The organism is Pseudomonas putida (genome assembly GCF_005080685.1).
GTDB classification, from domain to species: domain Bacteria; phylum Pseudomonadota; class Gammaproteobacteria; order Pseudomonadales; family Pseudomonadaceae; genus Aquipseudomonas; species Aquipseudomonas putida_V.
Genome location: NZ_CP039371.1, coordinates 2,742,635 through 2,761,889, shown reverse-complemented (window position 1 = coordinate 2,761,889; position 19,255 = coordinate 2,742,635). Strand labels below are relative to the sequence as shown.

Below are 19,255 nucleotides of genomic sequence, written 5' to 3'. Positions count from 1 at the left end.
ACATCACGCCAACTGCACGAACAGCGCATAGACACCCAGAAATATCCAGCACACCAGAAACACCCACGGCGTGCGCAAGGAAAATAGCAACGCTTTGCGATAGCCACGCTGTGAGGTTTCGGTGTCGCTGAACAGGGGGGATTCGTCGTACGCTATGCCCATCATCGGCTCGCTGCGCAGCAACTGGCTCTGCTTGAACTGCCAGTGTTCGATGATCTTGTAGGCGGCATGAATCCCGGGCCAGGCGTTCAAGGAGCTGAATGCACCGAGCAGGGCCAGAAACGGCGGCACCACCAAGGTGAAAGCCTTACCCCAGTCCGGGTTGAGGTTGGCCATCGAGGAGCAGAAGGCGATCACCAGGAACGCCTGGGCAGCCAGATAAGCATCGGTGCGGTTGGCGAGGATGCTGGTTTCGTACTGGATCTCACGCCGGTAGAAATCCAGACGGTCCTTGGGCGAGCCGAATACTTTGCTGTTGCTTTCGGTCAGCTCGCTGATTTCATGGTCGGGGGTTGCGGGCGTAATGATACGTGGCACGGTACGGGCTCCTCGGCGATCGGCCTTGGCACAGGAGCGGCGTCACCTTTCGCCACTCCCGCAGCTGCCAGTTACAGCGATTCCGAGAACTTCTTAGGGTCCACGGGCAACGGCACGAACTCAGGGCCTTGCCCCGACCGATGCCAGCGCACATTGGACAATCCGTAGCGTTCGGCCATGGGCCGACTGACCTTCTTGATCTTGTGTTGCCCAAAGCGCGGAATGATGCCTACGCCAGCATCGCAACTGGCCCAATGCCAGGCTTCGGCGTTGTCCATCCGCTCGGTACGCAGGATAAACGTTCGGTACTCCCCGTGAAGCTCGTATTCAATTACGTACAGGTTGGTTCCAGCCATTAGTGACTCCTCAGTCAGCACTCGCCTAATGGAGCAGAGCCATGAGGAAAAAATTCAATCGGATCGCCCGGCGTAGAGGTCTGCCCCAGGTTTGCCGAATGCATCCGCTGAACCTGCACGTCACGGAACGAACAAGCCTCGCCTCGGTACAACCCCTGCAGGTAGCTGCGGGCCTGCTCCATGCTCAGCGCGTGGTCTTCACTCTCCATATGGCAATGTCCAGCCTGGTTGTCACAGATGTAGCTGATCAGAAACGGATTCCTGGCCATGTTCGGTCTCTTCACAGGAGGATTCTGGAAGCCGGGGCATAGCCGCCCCGGCCTGGTTCAGGCGTACTCAGCGCTCGCTGTCTTCGCTTTTGCGACCACCGCCGTGGCTGTGCTGGCCACCCATGCGGCCGGCCTCGGAGGCGCGTTCGTGATCGTTGGCGAAGTTGCCACCGGAGGACTTGCCACCTTTGTGTCCGGCCTCGGATGCTTTTTCAGAATCCTTCTCGAAGCTGCCGCCGGACATCTGTCCACCTTTGTGTCCGGCCTCGGAGGCCCGTTCTCGGTCATTGGCAAAATTGCCACCCGAAGCTTGTCCGCCCTTGTGACCGGCTTCGGAGGCTTTCTCGCGGTCGTTGGCGAAGTTGCCGGGGTTGTTCTGGGCGGTACCGCCCTGCTTGCCATGTTTGTCATCGTGGCTGTTGGTCATGATCCTTCACCTCATGTCATCACACAGGAAAGTCTGTGTTCAGCTACGACGCCGCAATCCGGCCCGATCCCCAGTTTGATTCGCACCTGCCTGACGAGGTGCACGAAAGGACTGCCGGGCCAATATCCATCGCGCTGTTGGCCCACACCGGGTATGCCGCTCCCCGAAAAGCAGCGAGCCTCTCTGGCCAGCGCGCCAAAGGTCCGCGCCCAGCGCGATCGATAGCCATCCCAGAGCGCTTGAAATCTCCCCCCGGCAACCGCTAGCCTGCGTCACCTGCCCTGGATGGACCCTGCCGTATGCAACCGCGCGACATTGCCGCCTACCTGTTCCTGGCCATTGCCTGGGGCTTTTCCTTCCTGGTGGTGTTGAAAGTGGTGCATGCCTTCGGCTGGGTGGGGGCCGTCACCTTCAGGGCATTCGTCGCTGGCGGCACCTTGGCGTTGCTGGCCGCCCTGGTCGGCCGCAGCCTGCGCCTGCGACCGCTGCTCAAACCCTTGCTGGTAGTGGGTGCCACGACCGTGGCCGGGCAGTTGGTCGGCCTGTCCTATGCCACCCCGCGCATCGGCACCGCCATGTCGGCCATCCTGGTGGCCACCATCCCGCTTTTTTCGATGATCATCGGTCGCCTCTGGGGGTTGGAGAAGATCACCGTGCGAGGATTGTTCGGGCTGCTTCTGGGCGTGCTCGGCATCGTCATGCTGGTGGGTTTCCCGGCCCAACCGGTCACCGAGACGTTCATCCACGGCTGCATCGCCTCGCTGTTCGGTTGCCTGTGCGCAGCCTTCGGCAGTAACTATGCCAGCCTCCACCTGCGTGGGCAGGACCCTTGGACCGTGACCGGCGGGGCGTTCCTGGCCGGCGGCGTGCTGACCTTGCCACTGCTCGTGCTGGTACCGGTACCTGCCATGCCACAGGCCAGTGACTGGCTATACCTGCTGCTCAGCGGCAGCGTGATGAGCGCGACCACCTATGTGCTGTACTTCGGACTGGTGGCCCGCATCGGCGCGACCCGCACCATCAGCGTGGAGTTCGTGGTCACGCTGGTCGCCGTGCTGATCGGCGCACTGTTCCTCGACGAAGCGCTGAGCCTGCTGCAAGCTGCCGGAGGCGTGGTGATCCTGATAGGCTGCATGCTGGTGCTGGGGCTGCTACCGACCCGCTCCCGGCGCCTGCCAAGCTGACCCAACGGCAAGCCCAGCAACCCTTGAGTGCCTATGCTAGAGGCCAGCCACTGCCCGGGAGCATACGATGCGCGACCCTGAAAACGCCTTGCTGCAAAGCTGGCAACACAATGCCCGGGCCTGGATCGACACCGTGCGCGGCGGCGCCATCGAAAGCCGTCGGCAGGTTACCGATCAAGCCATCCTCCTGGCGATCCTTGGCCGCCAGCCCGAGCGGGTGCTTGACCTGGGCTGTGGCGAAGGATGGTTGCTGCGGGCATTGGCAGACCGCGGTATCGACGCCACTGGCGTAGATGGCGATGCCGCACTGGTCGCCGCTGCCCAGGCAGCGGGCTCGCCGCGTGTGCATCAGGCCAGCTACGCGCAACTGGCCAACGACGGAGTGGATGTCGGCAGTGGATATGACCTGATCTGCGCCAACTTCGCCCTCCTGCATCAGGACATCATCCCATTGCTGGCCGCGATGAAAGCGCTGCTGGCGCCAGGCGGGGCGCTGCTGATCCAGACCTTGCATCCCTGGAGCGTGGCGAACGGGGACTACCAGGATGGCTGGCGCGAGGAATCGTTTGCCGGTTTCAGCGGCGATTGGCAGCCGATGCCGTGGTACTTCCGTACCCTGGCCAGTTGGCTGAACGCGCTGGACATGGCCGGCTTCGGCTTGCTTAGCCTACAGGAACCGCAGCACCCGCAGAGCGCCGTGCCGCAGTCGTTGCTGATGGTCGCCGGCTGAACCTCAGCGCTGGGCCGTGACTTTTTCTGCCGGTGGCGTCAGCTGCAACACTCGGTTGCGACCACCCTCGGCCAGCAGGTACCCCCCCTTGCCATCGGGCACGATGGACTGCGGGGCCTTGAGGAACGTCAGCACCGTGTGCTGGCTGCCATCGGCGTCGACCCGCACCAGGCGTGAACGGTGGGTATTGTCCTCGCTGATCCACAGGCCTCGCTGGTCACAGAGCAAAAAGGTAGGGTTGCGCAAGCCACTGACCACCACCGGGTCCTGGCCATCATCGGACAGCGCGCGGACGACGCCCGCGGCTTTCTCGGTGTACAGCAACCGACCATCACCGCAGCGCGTCAGGCCTTCGGTTTCACTCAGGCCCGAGCGCAGCACGTCGAGCTGGCCGCTCTGCCAGTCGTAGCGCAGCAGACGGCCATTGCCCTTGCGGTCTTCGATGGCGAACAAATGATCGGCTTCGTTCCACAAGCCCTGCACGCTTTCGCCATCGAACAAGCGAGTCACCTGGCCGTTACGTGACAGGCTCACCGGCGCGTGCCCGCCTTCCTGGCTGAATACCCATCCCCCCTGCGCTGCCACCATGCCGTCGGGCTTGGACAGGTTGGCCACCAACACCACTCGATCGCCTTGCGGGGTGATCTTGAGGATGCTGCCGCGACCATCATCCAGCTCACGGCTGACGATCAGGCTGCCGTCGGCCTGGGGCAACAAGGACGCCGCCTTGTCGACCTTGCTGTGCAGTACCTCGACTGCCCAGCCATCGGAGGCCTGCACCGGATAGAAGGTTTGCCAGGCGAAGAAGCCCAAGGTGGCGGCAAGCAGGCCTGTGGTGGTGGTCAGGGCGACGCGAACGCCGCGCCGGCGCAGGATGGGCATGTAGTGGCTCCTTGATTGGCGCAAGGATCCTAGCAAGCGGATGTGAAAAAAATGTCGTGACCGGCCCGGCAACCGGGCGTTGCCAGCACGCTCCCCACGCGACACCGCGATAAAACACAAAAAGATATAAAAAGAACAAAACATTCTAACCAAATGGAATTAAAAAATTGAAAGCCCAACGCCACCTGCTTAGGCTGAGGCTCTCTTTCATTCTCGCTCAAGGAGCGTCGTTCATGCCCGCCCGCGTCTTCTCTCCCCTGCGCCGCCTGTTGGTAGGCGGCCTGCTGGCCGGTGTCGCCAGCGCCCTGTTGCCTTGGTCCAGTGCGCTTGCCGATGACGGCAAGACCCTGCGCATCGGCTACCAGAAGTTCAACAGCATCAACATCCTCAAAGGCAGTGGTGCCTTGGAAAAAGCCCTGGCGCCACAGGGCGTGAAGGTAAGCTGGCACGAGTTCGCCGCCGGCCCGCAGCTGCTCGAAGCACTGAGCACCGGCGCCATCGACCTTGGCCACGCCGCCGACGCCCCCTCGGTGTTCGCCCAGGCTGCAGGCAAACCCGTGGTCTACCTGGCCGCCGAGCAGCCCTACCCACGCGGTATCGGCCTGGTGGTGCGCGAGCAAGACCACCTTACCGGCGTGCAAGACCTCAAAGGCAAGCGCGTGGCCACCGGCCGTGGCTGGAACGCCCAGTACCTGCTGGCCGTTGCGTTGGAGCAAGCTGGCCTGAGCTACCAGGACATCACCCCGGCCTACGTCAACAATGCTGCCGACGCCGTGGCCGCCCTGCAATCGGGCAGCGTCCAGGCCGTGACCTTGTGGGATCCGTTCCTGGCGGCTGCCGAGAGCCAGCCTGGGCTGAAAAACCTGCGCGATGGTAGCGGGCTCTCCAACAACCGTACCTTCTATCTGTCCACCGCCGACTTCGCCGACCACAACCGCGACCTGCTCAAGACCTTCTTCGGCGAACTGGCCAAGGTTAGCCAGTGGGCCAACGCCAAGCCTGCCGAAGTCGCCGCACTGCTGGCACCACAACTGGGGATCAAGGCCGACGTGCTGGAAATCGCCAGCGAACGGCGTAACTACAATGCCGTGGCCATTACCCCGCAGATCGTCGCCGAGCAACAGAAGCTCGCCGACACCTTCCAGGGCCTGGGCCTGATCCCACACAAGCTGCAAGTGGCCGACGCGGTCTATCCCGCTTCCGTACTGCCCTGACAGGAGTTTGCCGGCAATGCCCCGTCCGATCCGCTTCAACGCCTTCAGCATGAATGCCGCCAGCCACCAGTCCCCTGGCCTGTGGCGCCATCCGCGCAACACCAGCGTGGCCTTCAACCGCCTGGACTACTGGACCGACCTCGCCCGCCTGCTCGAACGCGGGCTGTTCGATGCCCTGTTCATCGCCGACGTACTGGGTATCTACGACGTCTACCAGGGTGGGCCCGAGGCGGCCTTGCGCGGCGGCGTGCAAGTGCCGGTCAACGACCCGCTGCTGCTGGTGCCGGCAATGGCCGGGGTGACCGAGCACCTGGGTTTCGGCATCACCTTCTCGCTCACCTACGAACACCCCTACCCCTTCGCCCGGCGCATGTCCACGCTCGACCACCTGAGCAACGGTCGGGTCGGCTGGAACATCGTCACCGGTTACCTCGACAGCGCCGCACGCAACCTTGGCCTGCCACGCCAGCTGGGTCACGATCAGCGCTACGACCTGGCCGAGGAATACCTGGAGGTGCTGTACAAACTCTGGGAAAAAAGCTGGGAAGATGACGCGGTGCTGCTCGAGCGCGAAACCGGCCGCTATATCGAGCCCACGCGGGTTCACCCGATCGGCCACGTTGGCGAACACTTCCAGGTACCGGGCATGCACCTGTGCCAGCCCTCACCGCAACGCACGCCGGTCCTCTTCCAGGCAGGCGCCTCGGCGCGGGGCCAGCAGTTCGCCGCCAGGAACGCCGAGTGCGTGTTCATCAGCGGGCCGACCCCGACGGTGCTGCGCCGCTACGCCGATGGCATCCGCCAGGCCAGCGAGGCGGTCGGGCGGGGCCGCGACGAGGTACTGATCTACGCCCAGGCGCTGCTGATCGTGGCCCCCACGCACGAGGAGGCCCAGGCTCGTTTCGCCGAGTACCGTCGCTACGTCGACCTCGACGCCGCCCTGGCGCTGCTCTCGGGCTGGACCGGCATCGACTTCGCCGGACTGGAACCGGACGCGCCCATCGATTATGTGGAAAACGACGCAGGCCGTGCTGCCCTCGCAGCATTCACCGCAGCAGACCCGAACCGCCGCTGGACGGTCCGCGAGGCTGCAGAGTTCATCGGCCTGGGGGGCCGCGGACCGGTACTGGTTGGGTCGCCGAGCGACATCGCCGACCAGCTCGAGCAGTGGATCGACCAGACCGGCATCGACGGCTTCAACCTGACCTATGCCGTGCAACCAGACGACCTGACCCAGGTCGTCGATCTGCTGGTGCCTGAATTGCAGCGGCGCGGCCGCTATCCAAGCGCGTACCGCGACGGCACCTTGCGCCACAAGCTGTTCGGCCAGGGCGATCGCCTGGCAGAGACACATGCTGGGCAACAGGTCAGCATTCAGTAAATGGATACTGGGTATTTCAACATTTAATTTGTGGATGCTGCGGACAGGCTCTTATGCTGTCCGTACATCCCCTGCGCGCACCGGCCGGTGTGGTACCAGGCATGGGGAGAGAACAACAAGTCGAGATCGTCCATGTCGAACCATTCGTACTTCGCCCCCCACGGTGGGCACCCGGCTCAAACCGAGCTGCTGACTGACCGTGCCATGTTCACCGAGGCCTATGCCGTCATCCCCAAGGGCGTGATGCGTGACATCGTCACCAGCCACTTGCCGTTCTGGGACAAGATGCGGATGTGGGTCATCGCCCGCCCGCTGACTGGCTTCGCCGAGACGTTCTCGCAATACATCGTCGAAGTAGCCCCGGAAGGTGGTAGCGAACGCCCTGAGCTGGACCCGAACGCCGAAGCCGTGGTGTTCATCGTCGAAGGCGAACTGGACATCACCGTCGAAGGCAAGCATCACACCCTGGTACCCGGTGGCTACGCCTTCCTGGCGCCAGGCGCCGAGTGGAGCCTGCGCAACAACAGCAAGTCCAACGTCACCTTCCACTGGCTGCGCAAGCACTACCAGAAAGTCGAGGGCCTGGCCGCACCGGAGTCCTTCGTCACCCACCGCGACAATGCCACGGTCATCGAGATGCCGGGCACCGAAGGCCGCTGGGTCACCACCCGCTTCGTCGACATGGCCGACATGCGCCATGACATGCACGTCAACATCGTCACCTTCCAGCCCGGCGGCGTGATTCCATTCGCCGAGACTCATGTCATGGAACATGGCCTGTACGTGCTCGAGGGCAAGGCAGTGTATCGCCTGAACCAGGATTGGGTGGAAGTCGAAGCCGGCGACTTCATGTGGCTGCGTGCCTTCTGCCCGCAGGCTTGCTACGCCGGCGGCCCAGGCAAGTTCAGCTACCTGCTGTACAAAGACGTCAACCGCCACGTGCACCTGACGCTCAACCCGCAGCGCTGATGGCTTCGCTTGGCTGAATGCCGGGACTGGAAAGGTGGGGCGTTGTAGACCCCGAACATCGGATCAGGGTCTGCCCCTCCTTTCCAGCGTTCATCGCCCGAGCGGACTACGCCGCTCGTGACCTTTCAAGCCATTTACGATCAGTCGAACTCCCATTCCGGCTGACAATGGCCTGCAGGCGTTTCGTAAGTACCTTCTGGACAAGGTATTGGCATTGGCGTCTGTGCGTGTGCGACTTGAGCCAGGGCGGTCATCGCCACCAGCGTTATCCATGCAATAGATTTCATAAGTGTCTTTCTTTGTGGGTTATGGAGTTACCTGCTGCAGACGTCGTGTTCACTTGGCTACTGCAGGCAGAAAAACGATACGCCCCGCCCTTGCCGAGATATCTAGGTAAACATTCTGCAAACACTTAGAAACGACGCTGTCTCTGGTGGGAATTCACTCGATCCAGGATCGGACCTGTACCCCTTGGCGCCCCTGTCGTTTGCCGCGCATAATCGAAACGCTCAACTATTGCGGCTCTATCCATGAATCGCTGTCTGTTGCTTGTCATTGCGCTCCTGTCCCCGCCTGGACAGGCCGACGACTGGAACCTCGCCTATGACCGCGAGGGCATCCGCGTGTACCTCAGCGGCGTGGCCGATTCGCCCTACCAGCAATTTCGTGGCGTCAGTACCATCAAGGCCAGCGTACGCACACTCGTCGACCTGCAGGAAAACCTGCGGGTGGCCTGCAAATGGCTGTACGCGTGCGACCAGATGCGCCTGGTGGAGGTCGAAGGCGATAGCACCTGGGTCTACCTGACCACCAACCTACCGTGGCCGACGCTACCCCGGGACATCATCCTCAAGGTCAGCACCGAGCGGCTGGACGACGGCACCCTGGTGCGGCACCTTCAGGCCGAACCGGGCAAGCTGCCCAAGGAGCCGGGGCTGATCCGCGTGCAGCACCTGAGCGGAGAATGGATCATGAAGCCGCTGGGCGAGCGCGAAACCGAGGTCACCTACCAACTCCAGGCCGACCCGGCCGGTGACGTCCCTGGTTGGCTGGCCAATCGCTTCGTCGTCGACGCACCCGTGGTGACCTTGCGCACCCTGCGTGCCGTGGCCGAGCGGCAACCGTGAGACGCCAGGCTCGCTGGGGGCCGCCCCGCGCGTTACTGCACCACGCCGCAGGCCACGCGGGCCCCGCCGCCGCCCAGTTTTTCGGGGTGGTCGCTGTGATTGTCGCCACCGGCGTGCACCATCAGCGCATGGCCCTTGAAGTCTTCGGCCTTGAGCCGTGGCGCCAGTACTGGGTAAGTGGCCTTGCCGTCAGCGCCGACATACAGCGCAGGCAGATCGCCGCGGTGGCCACTGTCGTCATAGGGGCCCTTGTGCGCGTTGGTCGAATCCGGGTCCCAATGCCCACCTGCCGCACCCGCCGGCACGGCCTTGCCGTTTTCCTGGGCCGGATCGCAGGAGGCTTTCTGGTGCAGGTGGAAACCGTGCACGCCGGGCGGCAGGTCCTTGAGGTCGGGGGTGAGCAAGGTGCCGTATGTGTTCTGCTCGATGCTGATGGTTCCGATGGCCTTGCCGGGGCCATCGGCTCCGGCCATCTTCAGCTCCACGGTCTGCGCGGCCTGGACCAGGCCAGCGCTGGCCAGCAATGCGGTGAACACCACTGCTTTCATGTCGTATCTCCATGGCTTGGAATTGGGCGGGTGTCGTACCCACGTAAAAGGTGGGACCGCATGGAGCCCCAACCATTCCCAGCAGCCACAGCCTGAAACACTTGCTCTGATCCACCACCGCAGGCCTTTTGAAACGCTCACGGCAGGCTCAGATAGCGCCGGCGGCCAGCAGTTTCTGCAGCACCTCGGCCAACGCCTTGACCATGACATCGGCGGTGGGGCGGTGATGGATGACGATTTCGTAGCTGTCCACCTCTGGCAACCCCTGCCCGGCGCCCAGCACCCGATGCTCACGGGTCGCCGCTCGCGGTGGCAGCAGGCTGATGCCCATGCCATCGGCGACCGCGGCCTGGATGCCACTGAGGCTTGAGCTGGTGAAGCTGATGCGCCAGCGCCGGCCCATGCCTTCGATGGCACTGATCATGTCATCCCGGTACAGCCCGCGCGGTGGGAAGGTCACCAGGGGCACAGGATCGAGTTCGAAAGTCGGGCTGCTGGCGCTGTCGATCCATTGCAGACGTTCCGGCCAGCAGGCCACACCTTCACGGCTGTTGCGCTTCTGCTTGAGCAGCACCAGGTCGAGTTCGCCATTGTCGTACGCTTGGGCGAGATCGCGGCACAGTCCGCTGGTGACTTCCAGCTTGACCTGCGGGTGCAGGCGGCTGAAGGCCGACAAGGCATTGGTGGTTGGTCCGCCGACGAAGTCCTCGGGCACGCCCAGGCGCACGCTGATGCCGACCATGGCTCCGGCGAGGGCCTCGAGCATCTGGTCGTTGAGCGCCAGCATGTGCCGGGCATAACCGAGCAAAGTCTGCCCGGCGTCGGTAGGCAGCACGTCGCGATTGCCGCGCACGAGCAGGCGATGTCCGACCATGTCTTCCAGGCGGCGCACCTTCTGGCTGATGGTCGACTGGGTGGAGTGCAGGCGTGTCGCGGCGGTGGTGAAGCTGCCGCAGTCGGCTACGACCACGATGGCGCGGAGCAGGTCGAGGTCGAACAGTGATCTATTCGATTTAACGCTGTTGGACATCTTGGTATTCGACTTCTGAATGGCAATGCGGCTTTTTACCATGCCTTGCGGTCGCTCGACAGGTAAATCCGTGGCGCCTCTGCTCTCGCCTCGTGGTTGGCAGCGCCGTCAACGGATACCGCGCTGCCCCACAGCAGCCAGACTCAGTACCGAATCATCACCGACTTCAACTCCGTGTAATCCTCGATGAACGCACTTCCGAACTCCCGCCCAACCCCCGAAGCCTTCACTCCGCCAAACGGCACTGCCGGGTCAAGGAAGGTATGCATGTTGACCCAGACCGTGCCCGCCTCGATCTGTGGAATCAGGCGCAATGCCTTGGACAGGTCGTTGGTCCAGACGCTCGCAGTCAGGCCGTAGGGGCTGTCGTTCATCATCTCCAGCAGCTGCTCTTCATCATCGAACGGCAACACACACACGATCGGTCCAAAGGTCTCCTCGTGCAGCAGCGGATCATCCGCACCATTGGCCAACACCACCGTAGGCTCGACGAAATACCCCGGCCGATCCAGCGCATTGCCCCACACACGACCGTATTGCTGGCCTTGGCCCGTTCGAAGAAACCGACGATCTTTTCCAGATGCTGGGCATTGGCCAACGGACCGAACTGCGCCTGCGGATCCAGCGCCGAGCCGATCGTCATCTGCCCCAACGCAGCCCCGAGCTTCTGGGTAAACGCCTGAACCTTGCTGCGGTGCACATACAGCCGCTCCGGCGAGGCGCAGACCTGCCCCTGATGCACATAGGCCGTCTGTACGATGCCCGCCACGGCGCTATCGACATCGACATCGGCCAGCAACGCCGCCGCGTTCTTGCCGCCCAGCTCCAACGTGGCGCGGGTCAGGTTGGCCGCCATCGCCGCCTTGCCCACGGCGATGCCGGTCGGCACCGAGCCGGTGAAGGCTACCTTGGCCACCTGCGGCTGCTCGATCAGCCACTGCCCGGCACTGCCGCGCCCATTGACCACGTTCAACGCCCCCGCCGGCACACCCGCCTCGATGGCCAGCTCGGCGATGCGCAGCAGGGTCAGCGGCGTGAATTCGCTGGGCTTGACCACGATGGTGCAGCCGGTGACCAGCGCCGAGGCGATCTTCCAGATGCCGATCATCACCGAGAAATTCCACGGCACGATCCCGGCCACCACACCCACCGGTTCGCGCAGGGTGAAGGCCGTGTAGCGCTCAGTGCCGAACGAGGGGATCGAAGGCGTCATGGTCTGGCCGGTGATCTTGCTCGCCCAGCCGGCGAAGTAACGCAGGAAAACTAAACTTTGAGCGATCTCCAACCCGCGCGAGAGATTGATCGATTTGCCCGAACAAAGGGTTTCGAGTTGGGCCAGCTCTTCGGCATTGGCCTCGATCAGGTCGGCCAGGCGGTTGAGTATCACGCCCTTCTGATACGGCGAAACCTCAGCCCAAGCGCCCTTGAACGCGTGCCGGGCACTACGCACCGCTTGTTGTACCTCCGCCTCGCTGGCATCGGCGACGCGGCTGACGATCGTGCCGCTGGACGGGTCGTGTATGTCGATCGACAGCCCCGCCTCGCCCGCCACGTAACGGCCGTCGATGAAGTGGCCGTGGGGCCGGGCGAGGAACTCGACCACGGCAGGTAACAGCTGGATATCGCTCATGACATGACTCCTGGATGGCAGCGCAAAAGGTATGCGGGGCGATCTTCAACGCCTGCCGAGCCGCCTGCCAGCCCCAGCCGGCGTTTTGTCAGGGAGCCTCAACAGAATGTCACGCTGGCCAAATCACCACCTCGGGCCAGGCGGCACACTGCGATCACTGCGATTTCTGCATAACCCATAACAACATCGGAGATAGCCAATGCGTCGCGTAGACAGGCTCAGCATCTCAGCCCTGGCCTTGGCCTTGGCCGCGAGTACCAGCGCGGTGCGGGCCGAGTTGCCCGCCGAACAGATCGGCCAGAACACCTTGCCCTTCCCGCCCGACCCGCACCGGGTCTATATCCTCGATGTGGATTTCAAGAACCCCATCGCCGGCAAGGTGGTGGTGGTCGACCCCAAGGCCAAGCGCATGCTGGGCATGACCACCAACGCCTTCGTCGCCCCGACCGCGCTGAGCCCCGACAACCGCACGTTGTACTCGGCCAACCTGTTCTACTCGCGCGGCACCTACGGCGAGCGCACCGACGTGCTGGTGGCCTGGGACACCCAGACCCTGCGCCCGCAATGGGAAGTGGTGTTGCCGGCCAAGCGCGCCTCGACGCTGACCGAGAAGTACGCCATGGGCGTGAGCGCCGACAGCAAGCTGGCGTACGTCTTCAACCTCACCCCCTCGACGTCGGTGACCGTGGTCGACACCCAGGCGCACAAGGTCGCCAGCGAAGTGGCCATCAGCGGCTGCGTGCTCAACTACCCGGTGGGCAAGCGCAGCTTCGCCTCGCTGTGCGGTGACGGGCAACTGCTGGTGGTGACCCTCGACGACGCCGGCAAAGAGGTCTCGCGCACGCAGACTCCGTTCTTCGATCCCAACAAGGTGCGCCTCAACGAACGCGCCATCGCCAACGGCGACACCTACTACTTCACCACCACCCATGGCGAGGTGTACCCGGTGAGTTTCGAGGGCGGCAAGGCCAAGCCCCTGCCCACCTGGTCGCTGGTCAGCGACACCGAGCGCAAGCAAGGCTGGGCACCGGGCGGCTGGCAGGCATTGGCCGTGGCCCCTGGCCTGAATCGGCTGTATGCGCTGATGCACGATCAGCACACCGACGGCAAGTGGGAAGACCCGAGCACCACCATCTGGGCCTTCGACCTCAAGACTGGCAAGCGTGTCGGCACCCTCGAGTCGCCCAAGCCGGTGTGGAGCCTGCAGGCCAGCCACGACAAGGCACCGATTCTGACCGCCACCGACCTCGAAGGCGGCGTGCAGTTCTTCGACCTGGTCAGCGGCAAGCACAGTGGCGCCATGGATCAGATCGCCGATACCCCGGTGCTGACCCTGGCGCCTTGGTGAATGGGAGTGCAGACCATGCTCGATCCTGTCTTCGTGATTGCCAGCGGCACCGCCGTGGCAGCCCTGCTGGCCAGCGCCGCCAGCCACAAGCTGCGTGACTGGCGCGCCTTCAACGGCATCGCCCGGGCCTACCAGGTGGTCCCTGCTGCCCTGGTGCCTGCAGCCACTGCCAGCCTGGCCCTGGCCGAACTGGGCCTGGCGCTGGCACTGCTACTGCCGCCATGGCGGCAGCTCGCGGCGCTCGGGGTGATGCTGCTGATGGCGCTGTACGCCAGCCTCATCGGGCTCAACCTGTGGCGTGGCCGCCGCGACATCGACTGCGGTTGCTCCGGCCCCGGCGCCGCGCAACCGCTGCGCCCGGTATTGCTGTTGCGCAACCTGGCGATCGCCCTGCTTGCCGGCCTTGCCGCGTGGCCCATGGCCGAACGCGCCCTGGGGGCGCTGGACATCTTCGTGGTGATCGCGGCCGGTGCCGTGGCACTGCTGATTCATGTAGCGGTGGACGGCCTGCTGGCCAACCAGCCGCGTCTTGCCAAATTGACCGGGAGATAACCCCATGCAACTGCTCATCGCATCGAACATCCTGCTCTGGCTGCTGCTGATCGCGGTCGCCTTCACCGTCATGGCCCTGGTACGCCAGATCGGCGTGCTGCATGGGCGCATCGCTCCGGCCGGCGCGCTGATGGTCGACAAGGGCGTTACCGTCAACGACCCCGCGCCCCAGGTCACCGCCGCCGATCGCCATGGTCGCCCCGTGAACATCGGCTACCGTGGCGAACGCTCGCAGCTGCTGTTCTTCCTCGCCCCCGGCTGCCCGGTGTGCAAGTCGCTGCTGCCAGCGGTGAAATCCATCGCCAAGGACAACAGCGGCGCGCTGGACGTGATCTACGTCAGCGACGGCGACTTCGCCGAACAGCAGGCGCTGATCGAGGCCAACGGCCTGCAGCAGGCGACCTATGTGGTCGGCCCGGAAATCGGCATGACCTACCAGATCGGCAAGTTGCCCTACGCCGTGCTGATCGACCAGGCCGGCACCCTACGCGCCAAAGGGCTGGTCAACTCGCGCGAACACCTCGACAGCCTGTTCGAGACCGTCCACCTGGGCAGCGCTAGCCTGCAGCAGTTCCTGCATGGCGACCACCCGCATGCGCACGACCACCACCATGACCACGCCCACCCACACAGCGCGCAACACTGATCGCGGAGCCGACCATGAGTTTTCTCGACAAACTGTTTGAACGCTCCAGCCGCCACGTCGCCGACACCACGTCGCGACGCAAGGTACTGGCACGCCTTGGCTCGCTGATCGTCGCCGGTGCGGCCCTGCCGGTGCTGCTGCCGATCGACCGCACGGCCAAGGCGCTGGCCGCCGATGAGCCGAAAATGGGCGACCCGGGCGATCCGACCAGCTGCGACTACTGGCGCAACTGCTCGATCGACGGTTTCCTCTGCTCGTGCTGCGGCGGCTCGATCACCTCCTGCCCACCGGGCACCGACGCCTCGCTGGTGACCTGGATCGGCACCTGCCGCAACCCCGCCGACGGCAAGAACTACATCATTTCGTACAACGATTGCTGCGGTAAGCACGCCTGTGGCCAGTGCGCCTGTTCGCGCAACGATGACGAACAGCCGCTGTACCGACCGTTCAACAACAATGACATCAACTGGTGCCTGGGTGCGGAGTCGAAGATCTACAACTGCACCGTGACCATCATCCGTGGCGTGGCGGTATAGCGCCGTGAAAGCGCTGCTGGCGTTTCTGGTCCTGTGCCTGCTGGCGCCGCTCGCCCAGACCCGGACCTTGCCCAACCCCAACCAACGCCCGGCGCCGGGCAACGAGGAGCCTCCTGTACCCATTGCCCAGGCCGGGTACTCGACGCCGGTGAACTACCAGCTGCAATGCGCTGGCTGCCACCGCGACCACGGCGAAGGCTCGGCGGCCAACGATACCCCGCGCATGCAGGGTTTCGTCGGCAACTTCCTGCGGGTGCCGGGTGGCCGCGAGTTTCTGGTGCGGGTGCCGGGGATTTCGCAATCGGCGCTCAGCGATCAGCAGATCGCCGACCTGCTCAACTGGCTGTTGGCGGCCGAGGGCATGGCCGGTAACAGCACTCCCGCGCACTGGGAACCCTACAGCGGCGAGGAAGTGCAACGGGTTCGTGCGCGCAGCATGCTCAACCTGCCGCACGTTCGGGCCGGGTTGATCGAGGCGATGCGCGCCCAGGGGATCGCCATCGGAGACGGCCTGAACCATTGATTCACGTGTGCGACGTGCCCCTTAGCCCGCCTCCTCTGCGGGCTTTTTTCTAAGTGCAACATCTGGAAACACTCCGTGCGACAAATTGCTACACTTTGATGCACAAGCCTCTCCTCCGCCGCCTGCCGTCATCGCGCAATTTGCCCACTTCGCAAAATTAAAACCTTTGATTTCAGATAGTTATATAGAAATCACAAGGTAGCCCCTGCTCGACAGGCTCGTTTTTTGCTTGAATATTCAAGTGAATTTTAATGCTTTACCCCTTAATCCAAGAGTTCGCCCCAGCGACCCGTTCCACGTCACACCGTGCGAGGCCCCCATGCTCCCTGCAACCCGTGTTCGCGACGACCATTTCCAGGCTTGGCTCGGCCAGGTCAACGAAGCCTGTGGCCATTTCAATGGCCGCATGCTCGACCCAGGGTTCGTCGGCCAGCTCGAAAAGTGCCAGGTAGGCCAGATGTCCATGAGCATCGTCGACATGACCCAGGTCAACCTGTTCCGCGGGCAGCGGGAAATCCGTGCCAGCGGCGCCGACAACTACTATGCCGTGCTGCAGATGGCCGGCACATCACGCATCGAGCACCAGCAAACGTGCATCGAACTGCAAGCCGGCGACCTGACCTTGATCGATGCCAGCGCCCCGCTCGACATGTACTTTCACCAGCGCTCGCGGCAGTTGTCGCTGATCTTGCCACGTGCCCAGGTCGCCAGCGGCACCCGTGGCATGAACGTGACCTGTGCCAAGCGCATCGAGGCGTGCACACCGCTCGCCAGCATGGCCCGGCAGTTGATGCTCGAGGCCGGACGCACGCAGCACATGACCAACAACGAAAGCCAGGCCGTGCTCGACGCGCTGATCGCCCTGTTGCGCCCGGCCATCAGCCAGGACACCGTGCCGGGTAGCCACGAACGGCTGTTCCGCAAGGCCCTGGCATTGATAGATCAGAACATCACGTGCGAGACCCTCACGCCTGAATCCATCGCCCGTGAAGTGGGCATTTCCATGCGCAGCCTGTATCGCATCTTCGCCAAGCACGATCTGGTCATCGCCCAGTACATCCGCAACCGCCGCTTGGACTTCTGCGCGGAGAGCCTGCGCAACCCGGCGATGGATCAGAAGGTGTCGTCGCTGGGGTATGCCTGGGGCTTCTCCGACTCGAGCTATTTCAGTACCGCGTTCAAGGGACGCTTTGGCATGACGCCCGGGGAATATCGCAAGCGTCACGCCAACTGACGTTCATCCGCACCGGCCCTTTCGCGGGTAAACCCGCTCCTACAGGATCTTCACAGTCCCTGTAGGAGCGGGTTTACCCGCGACAGGGCCGATGCAGACCCACCGCTGACAAGCCCAGCAAACACCCTGGCAGGCACAACAAAACCCGCCGCCGCAGGCAGGCTCACAATCAAGCCAATACCAACAAGAACCACCCAGGAACCGTGCGTGATGTCGACCGTCGTATCCAGCAAGTTCGCAATCCCCTTCCTGCTCGCCGCCCTGGCCAGTCCCCTGGCCCTGGCCGAGCAATGCGCCGCGCCCAAGGCCCAGCAAGGCGAGCAGGTGTTCGCTCGCGACTGCGCCGCCTGCCACTCGGCCAACAAAGACGGCCCGGTGATGATGGGCCCCAACCTGCACGACGTGATCGGCCGTGCTCCCGGTAGCGTGGCAGGGGCCAACTATTCCCAGGCCATGAAGAGCCGCCAGGCCGTGTGGACCGCGCAGGGCGTCGATGCCTTCATCCAGCAACCACAAGCCGCCGTGCCCGGCACCTACATGCCCTACGCGGGCCTTGCCGATGCCAACGAACGCCAGGCAGTGACCTGCTTCCTGGCCGGCCTCAAGCAATAACCGCCCACCCTCGACGAAGGCCCCGCTTGGGGCCTTCTGCATTTATCCCGCCTTTACCTCACCTTGGCACAGTGCCAAAGGCAACTGGCAGCCAGGGCAAAAGCCCGCGCCTGGCCTTGCTTCATCATCGACCGCATGAATTTGGACCTTCTGCCAAACCCATAACAAAGGAAGCCAGACCATGCACCACCGCCCGTTCCGTCTTACCTTGGCCGCGATCCTCGCCGGCGCTTCGCTGCAGGCGCCGGCCCTGGAACTCTACGGCGATGACCAGCGCCACCTCAATGCCAACCTGGAGGCCGTGTACGGCGTGTTCCACAGCGACGAGAGCTACGCCATCGCCCGCGACCGGGCCGGCTCGACCGCTTGGCAGGAGGGCTATGTCAAATACGGCCTGAGCGGCGACCAGCGCCTGGGCGCTGTCGGCTCGCTGTATGGCGCCTTCGCCATGCTCAGCTCGGCGACCTGGGGCGACGGCGATGCCGCAGGTTTCAGCGACGGCAGCGAACGCACCAGCAAGATCGAGGACGCCTACCTGGGCTGGAAGTCCGGCAACCTGGTGCCGCTGCTGGGCGAGGATGGCATCGACCTGTCGTTCGGCAAGCAGATGGTGGCCGTGGGTGACGGTTTCCTGATCCAGGGCGACTCGTTGAACGTCGGCAAGGGCCTGGCCGATGGCGAGTTCAACCGCGGCGGCGCCTACTACCTGGCGGCGCGCAAAAGCTTCGACAAGACTGCCGTGCTGCGCCTGGGCGGCAGTCAGGGCTGGCGCGGCGACTTGATGTGGCTGCAATCGGACAACCGCGCCCAGGCCAACACCGAAATGCACGTGGCCACCCTCGAGCACGTGGCCGAGGCCGGCACCGTGGGCCTGACCTACATCGGCACAACCCACGTCGACGAGCAGTACGCCTCGGCGCAACAACTCGAACGCGACGGCATGAAGACCTACAGCCTGCGTGGCCAGGGCAATGCCGGGGTAGAGAACCTGTTCCTGTCCGGCGAATACGCCAAGCAGGACAAGCCGCATACCGCCACCGAGGATGCCTGGTACCTGGAGGCCGGCTGGACCTTCGCCGACCTGCCCTGGAAGCCGAACCTGAGCTACCGCTACAGCCGCTTCTCCGAAGGCTACGACACCTTGTTCTATGGCCTTGGTCGTGGTCTGGGCACCTGGTTCCAGGGCGAGGTGGCGGGCAACTACGCCGGGCCGTTCAACAGCAATGCACGGATCCAGAAAGTGGGCCTGACGGTGAGCCCGAGCGAAACGCTCAATGTCGGGGTGATGGGCTTCCACTTCGACACCATCGATCGCAACCTGGGCAATGTCGATGGCAAGGAGCTGGACGTGTATGCCGAATGGACGATCAACGAGCACCTGATGATCGTGCCGCTGGTGGGCCTGTACCAACCGGACCGCAGTGCCGCGCAAGGTGGCACGCAGTTGGGCAGCGATGACAAGAACCTGTATGGCCAGGTGGTGTTCGTCAGTACCTTCTGAGGTGTCCTCTTCGCGGCGG

Annotated in this window: 21 protein-coding genes and 1 pseudogene; 14 read left to right on the top strand and 8 right to left on the bottom strand. The window is 63.8% G+C overall.

Annotated elements, in window-relative coordinates; genetic code table 11:
- Window positions 1-3: 3 nt before the first annotated feature.
- From E6B08_RS12735 to E6B08_RS12720, 4 genes are all read right to left on the bottom strand, one after another.
- The gene (locus E6B08_RS12735) at window positions 4-537 is read right to left on the bottom strand and encodes a hypothetical protein (RefSeq protein WP_136914330.1); all 534 of its coding nucleotides are present in this window, start codon (window positions 535-537) and stop codon (window positions 4-6) included.
- A 71-nt stretch (window positions 538-608) separates the two neighbouring features.
- The gene (locus E6B08_RS12730) at window positions 609-893 is read right to left on the bottom strand and encodes a DUF6555 family protein (RefSeq protein WP_136914329.1); all 285 of its coding nucleotides are present in this window, start codon (window positions 891-893) and stop codon (window positions 609-611) included.
- A 14-nt stretch (window positions 894-907) separates the two neighbouring features.
- Window positions 908-1,162 (bottom strand): hypothetical protein, encoded by a 255-nt coding sequence (locus E6B08_RS12725; RefSeq protein ID WP_136914328.1) that lies wholly within the window; start codon window positions 1,160-1,162, stop codon window positions 908-910.
- Between the two features lie 67 nt (window positions 1,163-1,229).
- Entirely contained in the window at window positions 1,230-1,589 is a 360-nt protein-coding gene (locus E6B08_RS12720) for a general stress protein (RefSeq protein ID WP_136914327.1), read from the bottom strand.
- A gap of 299 nt (window positions 1,590-1,888) precedes the next feature.
- On the opposite strand from E6B08_RS12720, the gene E6B08_RS12715 reads away from it, so the two are divergent.
- Both E6B08_RS12715 and E6B08_RS12710 read left to right on the top strand, forming a co-directional pair.
- Window positions 1,889-2,773 (top strand): DMT family transporter, encoded by an 885-nt coding sequence (locus tag E6B08_RS12715; RefSeq protein WP_136914326.1) that lies wholly within the window; start codon window positions 1,889-1,891, stop codon window positions 2,771-2,773.
- Between the two features lie 67 nt (window positions 2,774-2,840).
- A complete protein-coding gene (locus E6B08_RS12710; RefSeq protein WP_136914325.1) occupies window positions 2,841-3,503 on the top strand; it encodes a class I SAM-dependent methyltransferase in 663 nt (220 codons plus the stop codon).
- A gap of 3 nt (window positions 3,504-3,506) precedes the next feature.
- On the opposite strand, the gene E6B08_RS12705 is transcribed toward E6B08_RS12710, so the two are convergent.
- A complete protein-coding gene (locus tag E6B08_RS12705) occupies window positions 3,507-4,385 on the bottom strand; it encodes a hypothetical protein (protein WP_136914324.1) in 879 nt (292 codons plus the stop codon).
- 233 nt (window positions 4,386-4,618) lie between these two features.
- Between E6B08_RS12705 and E6B08_RS12700 the strand changes: the two genes are divergently transcribed.
- The 4 genes from E6B08_RS12700 to E6B08_RS12685 all read left to right on the top strand — a co-directional run bounded on the left by E6B08_RS12700 (window position 4,619) and on the right by E6B08_RS12685 (window position 9,076).
- On the top strand, window positions 4,619-5,599 hold the full coding sequence (locus E6B08_RS12700) for an aliphatic sulfonate ABC transporter substrate-binding protein (protein WP_136914323.1): 981 nt from the start codon (window positions 4,619-4,621) through the stop codon (window positions 5,597-5,599).
- Between the two features lie 16 nt (window positions 5,600-5,615).
- Window positions 5,616-6,980 (top strand): LLM class flavin-dependent oxidoreductase, encoded by a 1,365-nt coding sequence (locus E6B08_RS12695; protein ID WP_136914322.1) that lies wholly within the window; start codon window positions 5,616-5,618, stop codon window positions 6,978-6,980.
- A gap of 132 nt (window positions 6,981-7,112) precedes the next feature.
- A complete protein-coding gene (locus tag E6B08_RS12690; protein WP_136914321.1) occupies window positions 7,113-7,949 on the top strand; it encodes a bifunctional allantoicase/(S)-ureidoglycine aminohydrolase in 837 nt (278 codons plus the stop codon).
- Window positions 7,950-8,479: 530 nt separating this feature from the next.
- Entirely contained in the window at window positions 8,480-9,076 is a 597-nt protein-coding gene (locus E6B08_RS12685; protein WP_136914320.1) for an START domain-containing protein, read from the top strand.
- Between the two features lie 32 nt (window positions 9,077-9,108).
- Here the strand turns inward: E6B08_RS12685 and sodC are convergent, their stop codons facing one another.
- The 3 genes and pseudogenes from sodC to E6B08_RS12670 all read right to left on the bottom strand — a co-directional run bounded on the left by sodC (window position 9,109) and on the right by E6B08_RS12670 (window position 12,284).
- Window positions 9,109-9,624 (bottom strand): superoxide dismutase family protein, encoded by a 516-nt coding sequence (gene sodC, locus E6B08_RS12680; protein ID WP_136914319.1) that lies wholly within the window; start codon window positions 9,622-9,624, stop codon window positions 9,109-9,111.
- A 148-nt stretch (window positions 9,625-9,772) separates the two neighbouring features.
- Window positions 9,773-10,654 (bottom strand): LysR substrate-binding domain-containing protein, encoded by an 882-nt coding sequence (locus E6B08_RS12675; RefSeq protein WP_136914318.1) that lies wholly within the window; start codon window positions 10,652-10,654, stop codon window positions 9,773-9,775.
- 143 nt (window positions 10,655-10,797) lie between these two features.
- Window positions 10,798-12,284 (bottom strand): annotated as a pseudogene (locus E6B08_RS12670) (aldehyde dehydrogenase family protein).
- A 199-nt stretch (window positions 12,285-12,483) separates the two neighbouring features.
- Here E6B08_RS12670 and E6B08_RS12665 point away from each other — a divergent pair.
- The 8 genes from E6B08_RS12665 to E6B08_RS12630 all read left to right on the top strand — a co-directional run bounded on the left by E6B08_RS12665 (window position 12,484) and on the right by E6B08_RS12630 (window position 19,236).
- Window positions 12,484-13,632: an amine dehydrogenase large subunit gene (locus tag E6B08_RS12665; protein WP_136914317.1), complete on the top strand. Its 1,149-nt coding sequence runs from the start codon at window positions 12,484-12,486 to the stop codon at window positions 13,630-13,632.
- A 15-nt stretch (window positions 13,633-13,647) separates the two neighbouring features.
- Window positions 13,648-14,184: a MauE/DoxX family redox-associated membrane protein gene (locus E6B08_RS12660; protein WP_136914316.1), complete on the top strand. Its 537-nt coding sequence runs from the start codon at window positions 13,648-13,650 to the stop codon at window positions 14,182-14,184.
- A 4-nt stretch (window positions 14,185-14,188) separates the two neighbouring features.
- Window positions 14,189-14,830: a methylamine dehydrogenase accessory protein MauD gene (mauD, locus tag E6B08_RS12655; protein WP_136914315.1), complete on the top strand. Its 642-nt coding sequence runs from the start codon at window positions 14,189-14,191 to the stop codon at window positions 14,828-14,830.
- Between the two features lie 14 nt (window positions 14,831-14,844).
- Window positions 14,845-15,366: a methylamine dehydrogenase light chain gene (locus tag E6B08_RS12650; protein ID WP_016392015.1), complete on the top strand. Its 522-nt coding sequence runs from the start codon at window positions 14,845-14,847 to the stop codon at window positions 15,364-15,366.
- A 4-nt stretch (window positions 15,367-15,370) separates the two neighbouring features.
- Window positions 15,371-15,889, top strand: a complete 519-nt coding sequence (locus E6B08_RS12645) for a cytochrome c (RefSeq protein ID WP_136914314.1) — start codon at window positions 15,371-15,373, stop codon at window positions 15,887-15,889.
- Window positions 15,890-16,208: 319 nt separating this feature from the next.
- Window positions 16,209-17,123: a transcriptional regulator FeaR gene (feaR, locus tag E6B08_RS12640; RefSeq protein ID WP_136914313.1), complete on the top strand. Its 915-nt coding sequence runs from the start codon at window positions 16,209-16,211 to the stop codon at window positions 17,121-17,123.
- Window positions 17,124-17,333: 210 nt separating this feature from the next.
- Window positions 17,334-17,735 carry a c-type cytochrome gene (locus E6B08_RS12635; protein WP_136914312.1) on the top strand — a complete coding sequence of 134 codons (402 nt, stop codon included), beginning with the start codon at window positions 17,334-17,336 and terminating at the stop codon, window positions 17,733-17,735.
- A gap of 181 nt (window positions 17,736-17,916) precedes the next feature.
- Window positions 17,917-19,236, top strand: a complete 1,320-nt coding sequence (locus E6B08_RS12630; protein WP_136914311.1) for a hypothetical protein — start codon at window positions 17,917-17,919, stop codon at window positions 19,234-19,236.
- Window positions 19,237-19,255: the final 19 nt, after the last annotated feature.

Bases quoted from the DNA above. Each gene is read 5' to 3' on its own strand.
- feaR (WP_136914313.1), top strand. From the start codon at position 16,209: ATGCTCCCTGCAACCCGTGTTCGCGACGACCATTTCCAGGCTTGGCTC.
- E6B08_RS12685 (WP_136914320.1), top strand. From the start codon at position 8,480: ATGAATCGCTGTCTGTTGCTTGTCATTGCGCTCCTGTCCCCGCCTGGA.
- E6B08_RS12695 (WP_136914322.1), top strand. From the start codon at position 5,616: ATGCCCCGTCCGATCCGCTTCAACGCCTTCAGCATGAATGCCGCCAGC.
- E6B08_RS12710 (WP_136914325.1), top strand. From the start codon at position 2,841: ATGCGCGACCCTGAAAACGCCTTGCTGCAAAGCTGGCAACACAATGCC.
- E6B08_RS12715 (WP_136914326.1), top strand. From the start codon at position 1,889: ATGCAACCGCGCGACATTGCCGCCTACCTGTTCCTGGCCATTGCCTGG.
- E6B08_RS12650 (WP_016392015.1), top strand. From the start codon at position 14,845: ATGAGTTTTCTCGACAAACTGTTTGAACGCTCCAGCCGCCACGTCGCC.
- mauD (WP_136914315.1), top strand. From the start codon at position 14,189: ATGCAACTGCTCATCGCATCGAACATCCTGCTCTGGCTGCTGCTGATC.
- sodC (WP_136914319.1), bottom strand. From the start codon at position 9,624: ATGAAAGCAGTGGTGTTCACCGCATTGCTGGCCAGCGCTGGCCTGGTC.
- E6B08_RS12720 (WP_136914327.1), bottom strand. From the start codon at position 1,589: ATGACCAACAGCCACGATGACAAACATGGCAAGCAGGGCGGTACCGCC.
- E6B08_RS12725 (WP_136914328.1), bottom strand. From the start codon at position 1,162: ATGGCCAGGAATCCGTTTCTGATCAGCTACATCTGTGACAACCAGGCT.
- E6B08_RS12690 (WP_136914321.1), top strand. From the start codon at position 7,113: ATGTCGAACCATTCGTACTTCGCCCCCCACGGTGGGCACCCGGCTCAA.
- E6B08_RS12665 (WP_136914317.1), top strand. From the start codon at position 12,484: ATGCGTCGCGTAGACAGGCTCAGCATCTCAGCCCTGGCCTTGGCCTTG.
- E6B08_RS12675 (WP_136914318.1), bottom strand. From the start codon at position 10,654: ATGTCCAACAGCGTTAAATCGAATAGATCACTGTTCGACCTCGACCTG.
- E6B08_RS12730 (WP_136914329.1), bottom strand. From the start codon at position 893: ATGGCTGGAACCAACCTGTACGTAATTGAATACGAGCTTCACGGGGAG.
- E6B08_RS12630 (WP_136914311.1), top strand. From the start codon at position 17,917: ATGCACCACCGCCCGTTCCGTCTTACCTTGGCCGCGATCCTCGCCGGC.
- E6B08_RS12700 (WP_136914323.1), top strand. From the start codon at position 4,619: ATGCCCGCCCGCGTCTTCTCTCCCCTGCGCCGCCTGTTGGTAGGCGGC.
- E6B08_RS12635 (WP_136914312.1), top strand. From the start codon at position 17,334: ATGTCGACCGTCGTATCCAGCAAGTTCGCAATCCCCTTCCTGCTCGCC.
- E6B08_RS12660 (WP_136914316.1), top strand. From the start codon at position 13,648: ATGCTCGATCCTGTCTTCGTGATTGCCAGCGGCACCGCCGTGGCAGCC.
- E6B08_RS12705 (WP_136914324.1), bottom strand. From the start codon at position 4,385: ATGCCCATCCTGCGCCGGCGCGGCGTTCGCGTCGCCCTGACCACCACC.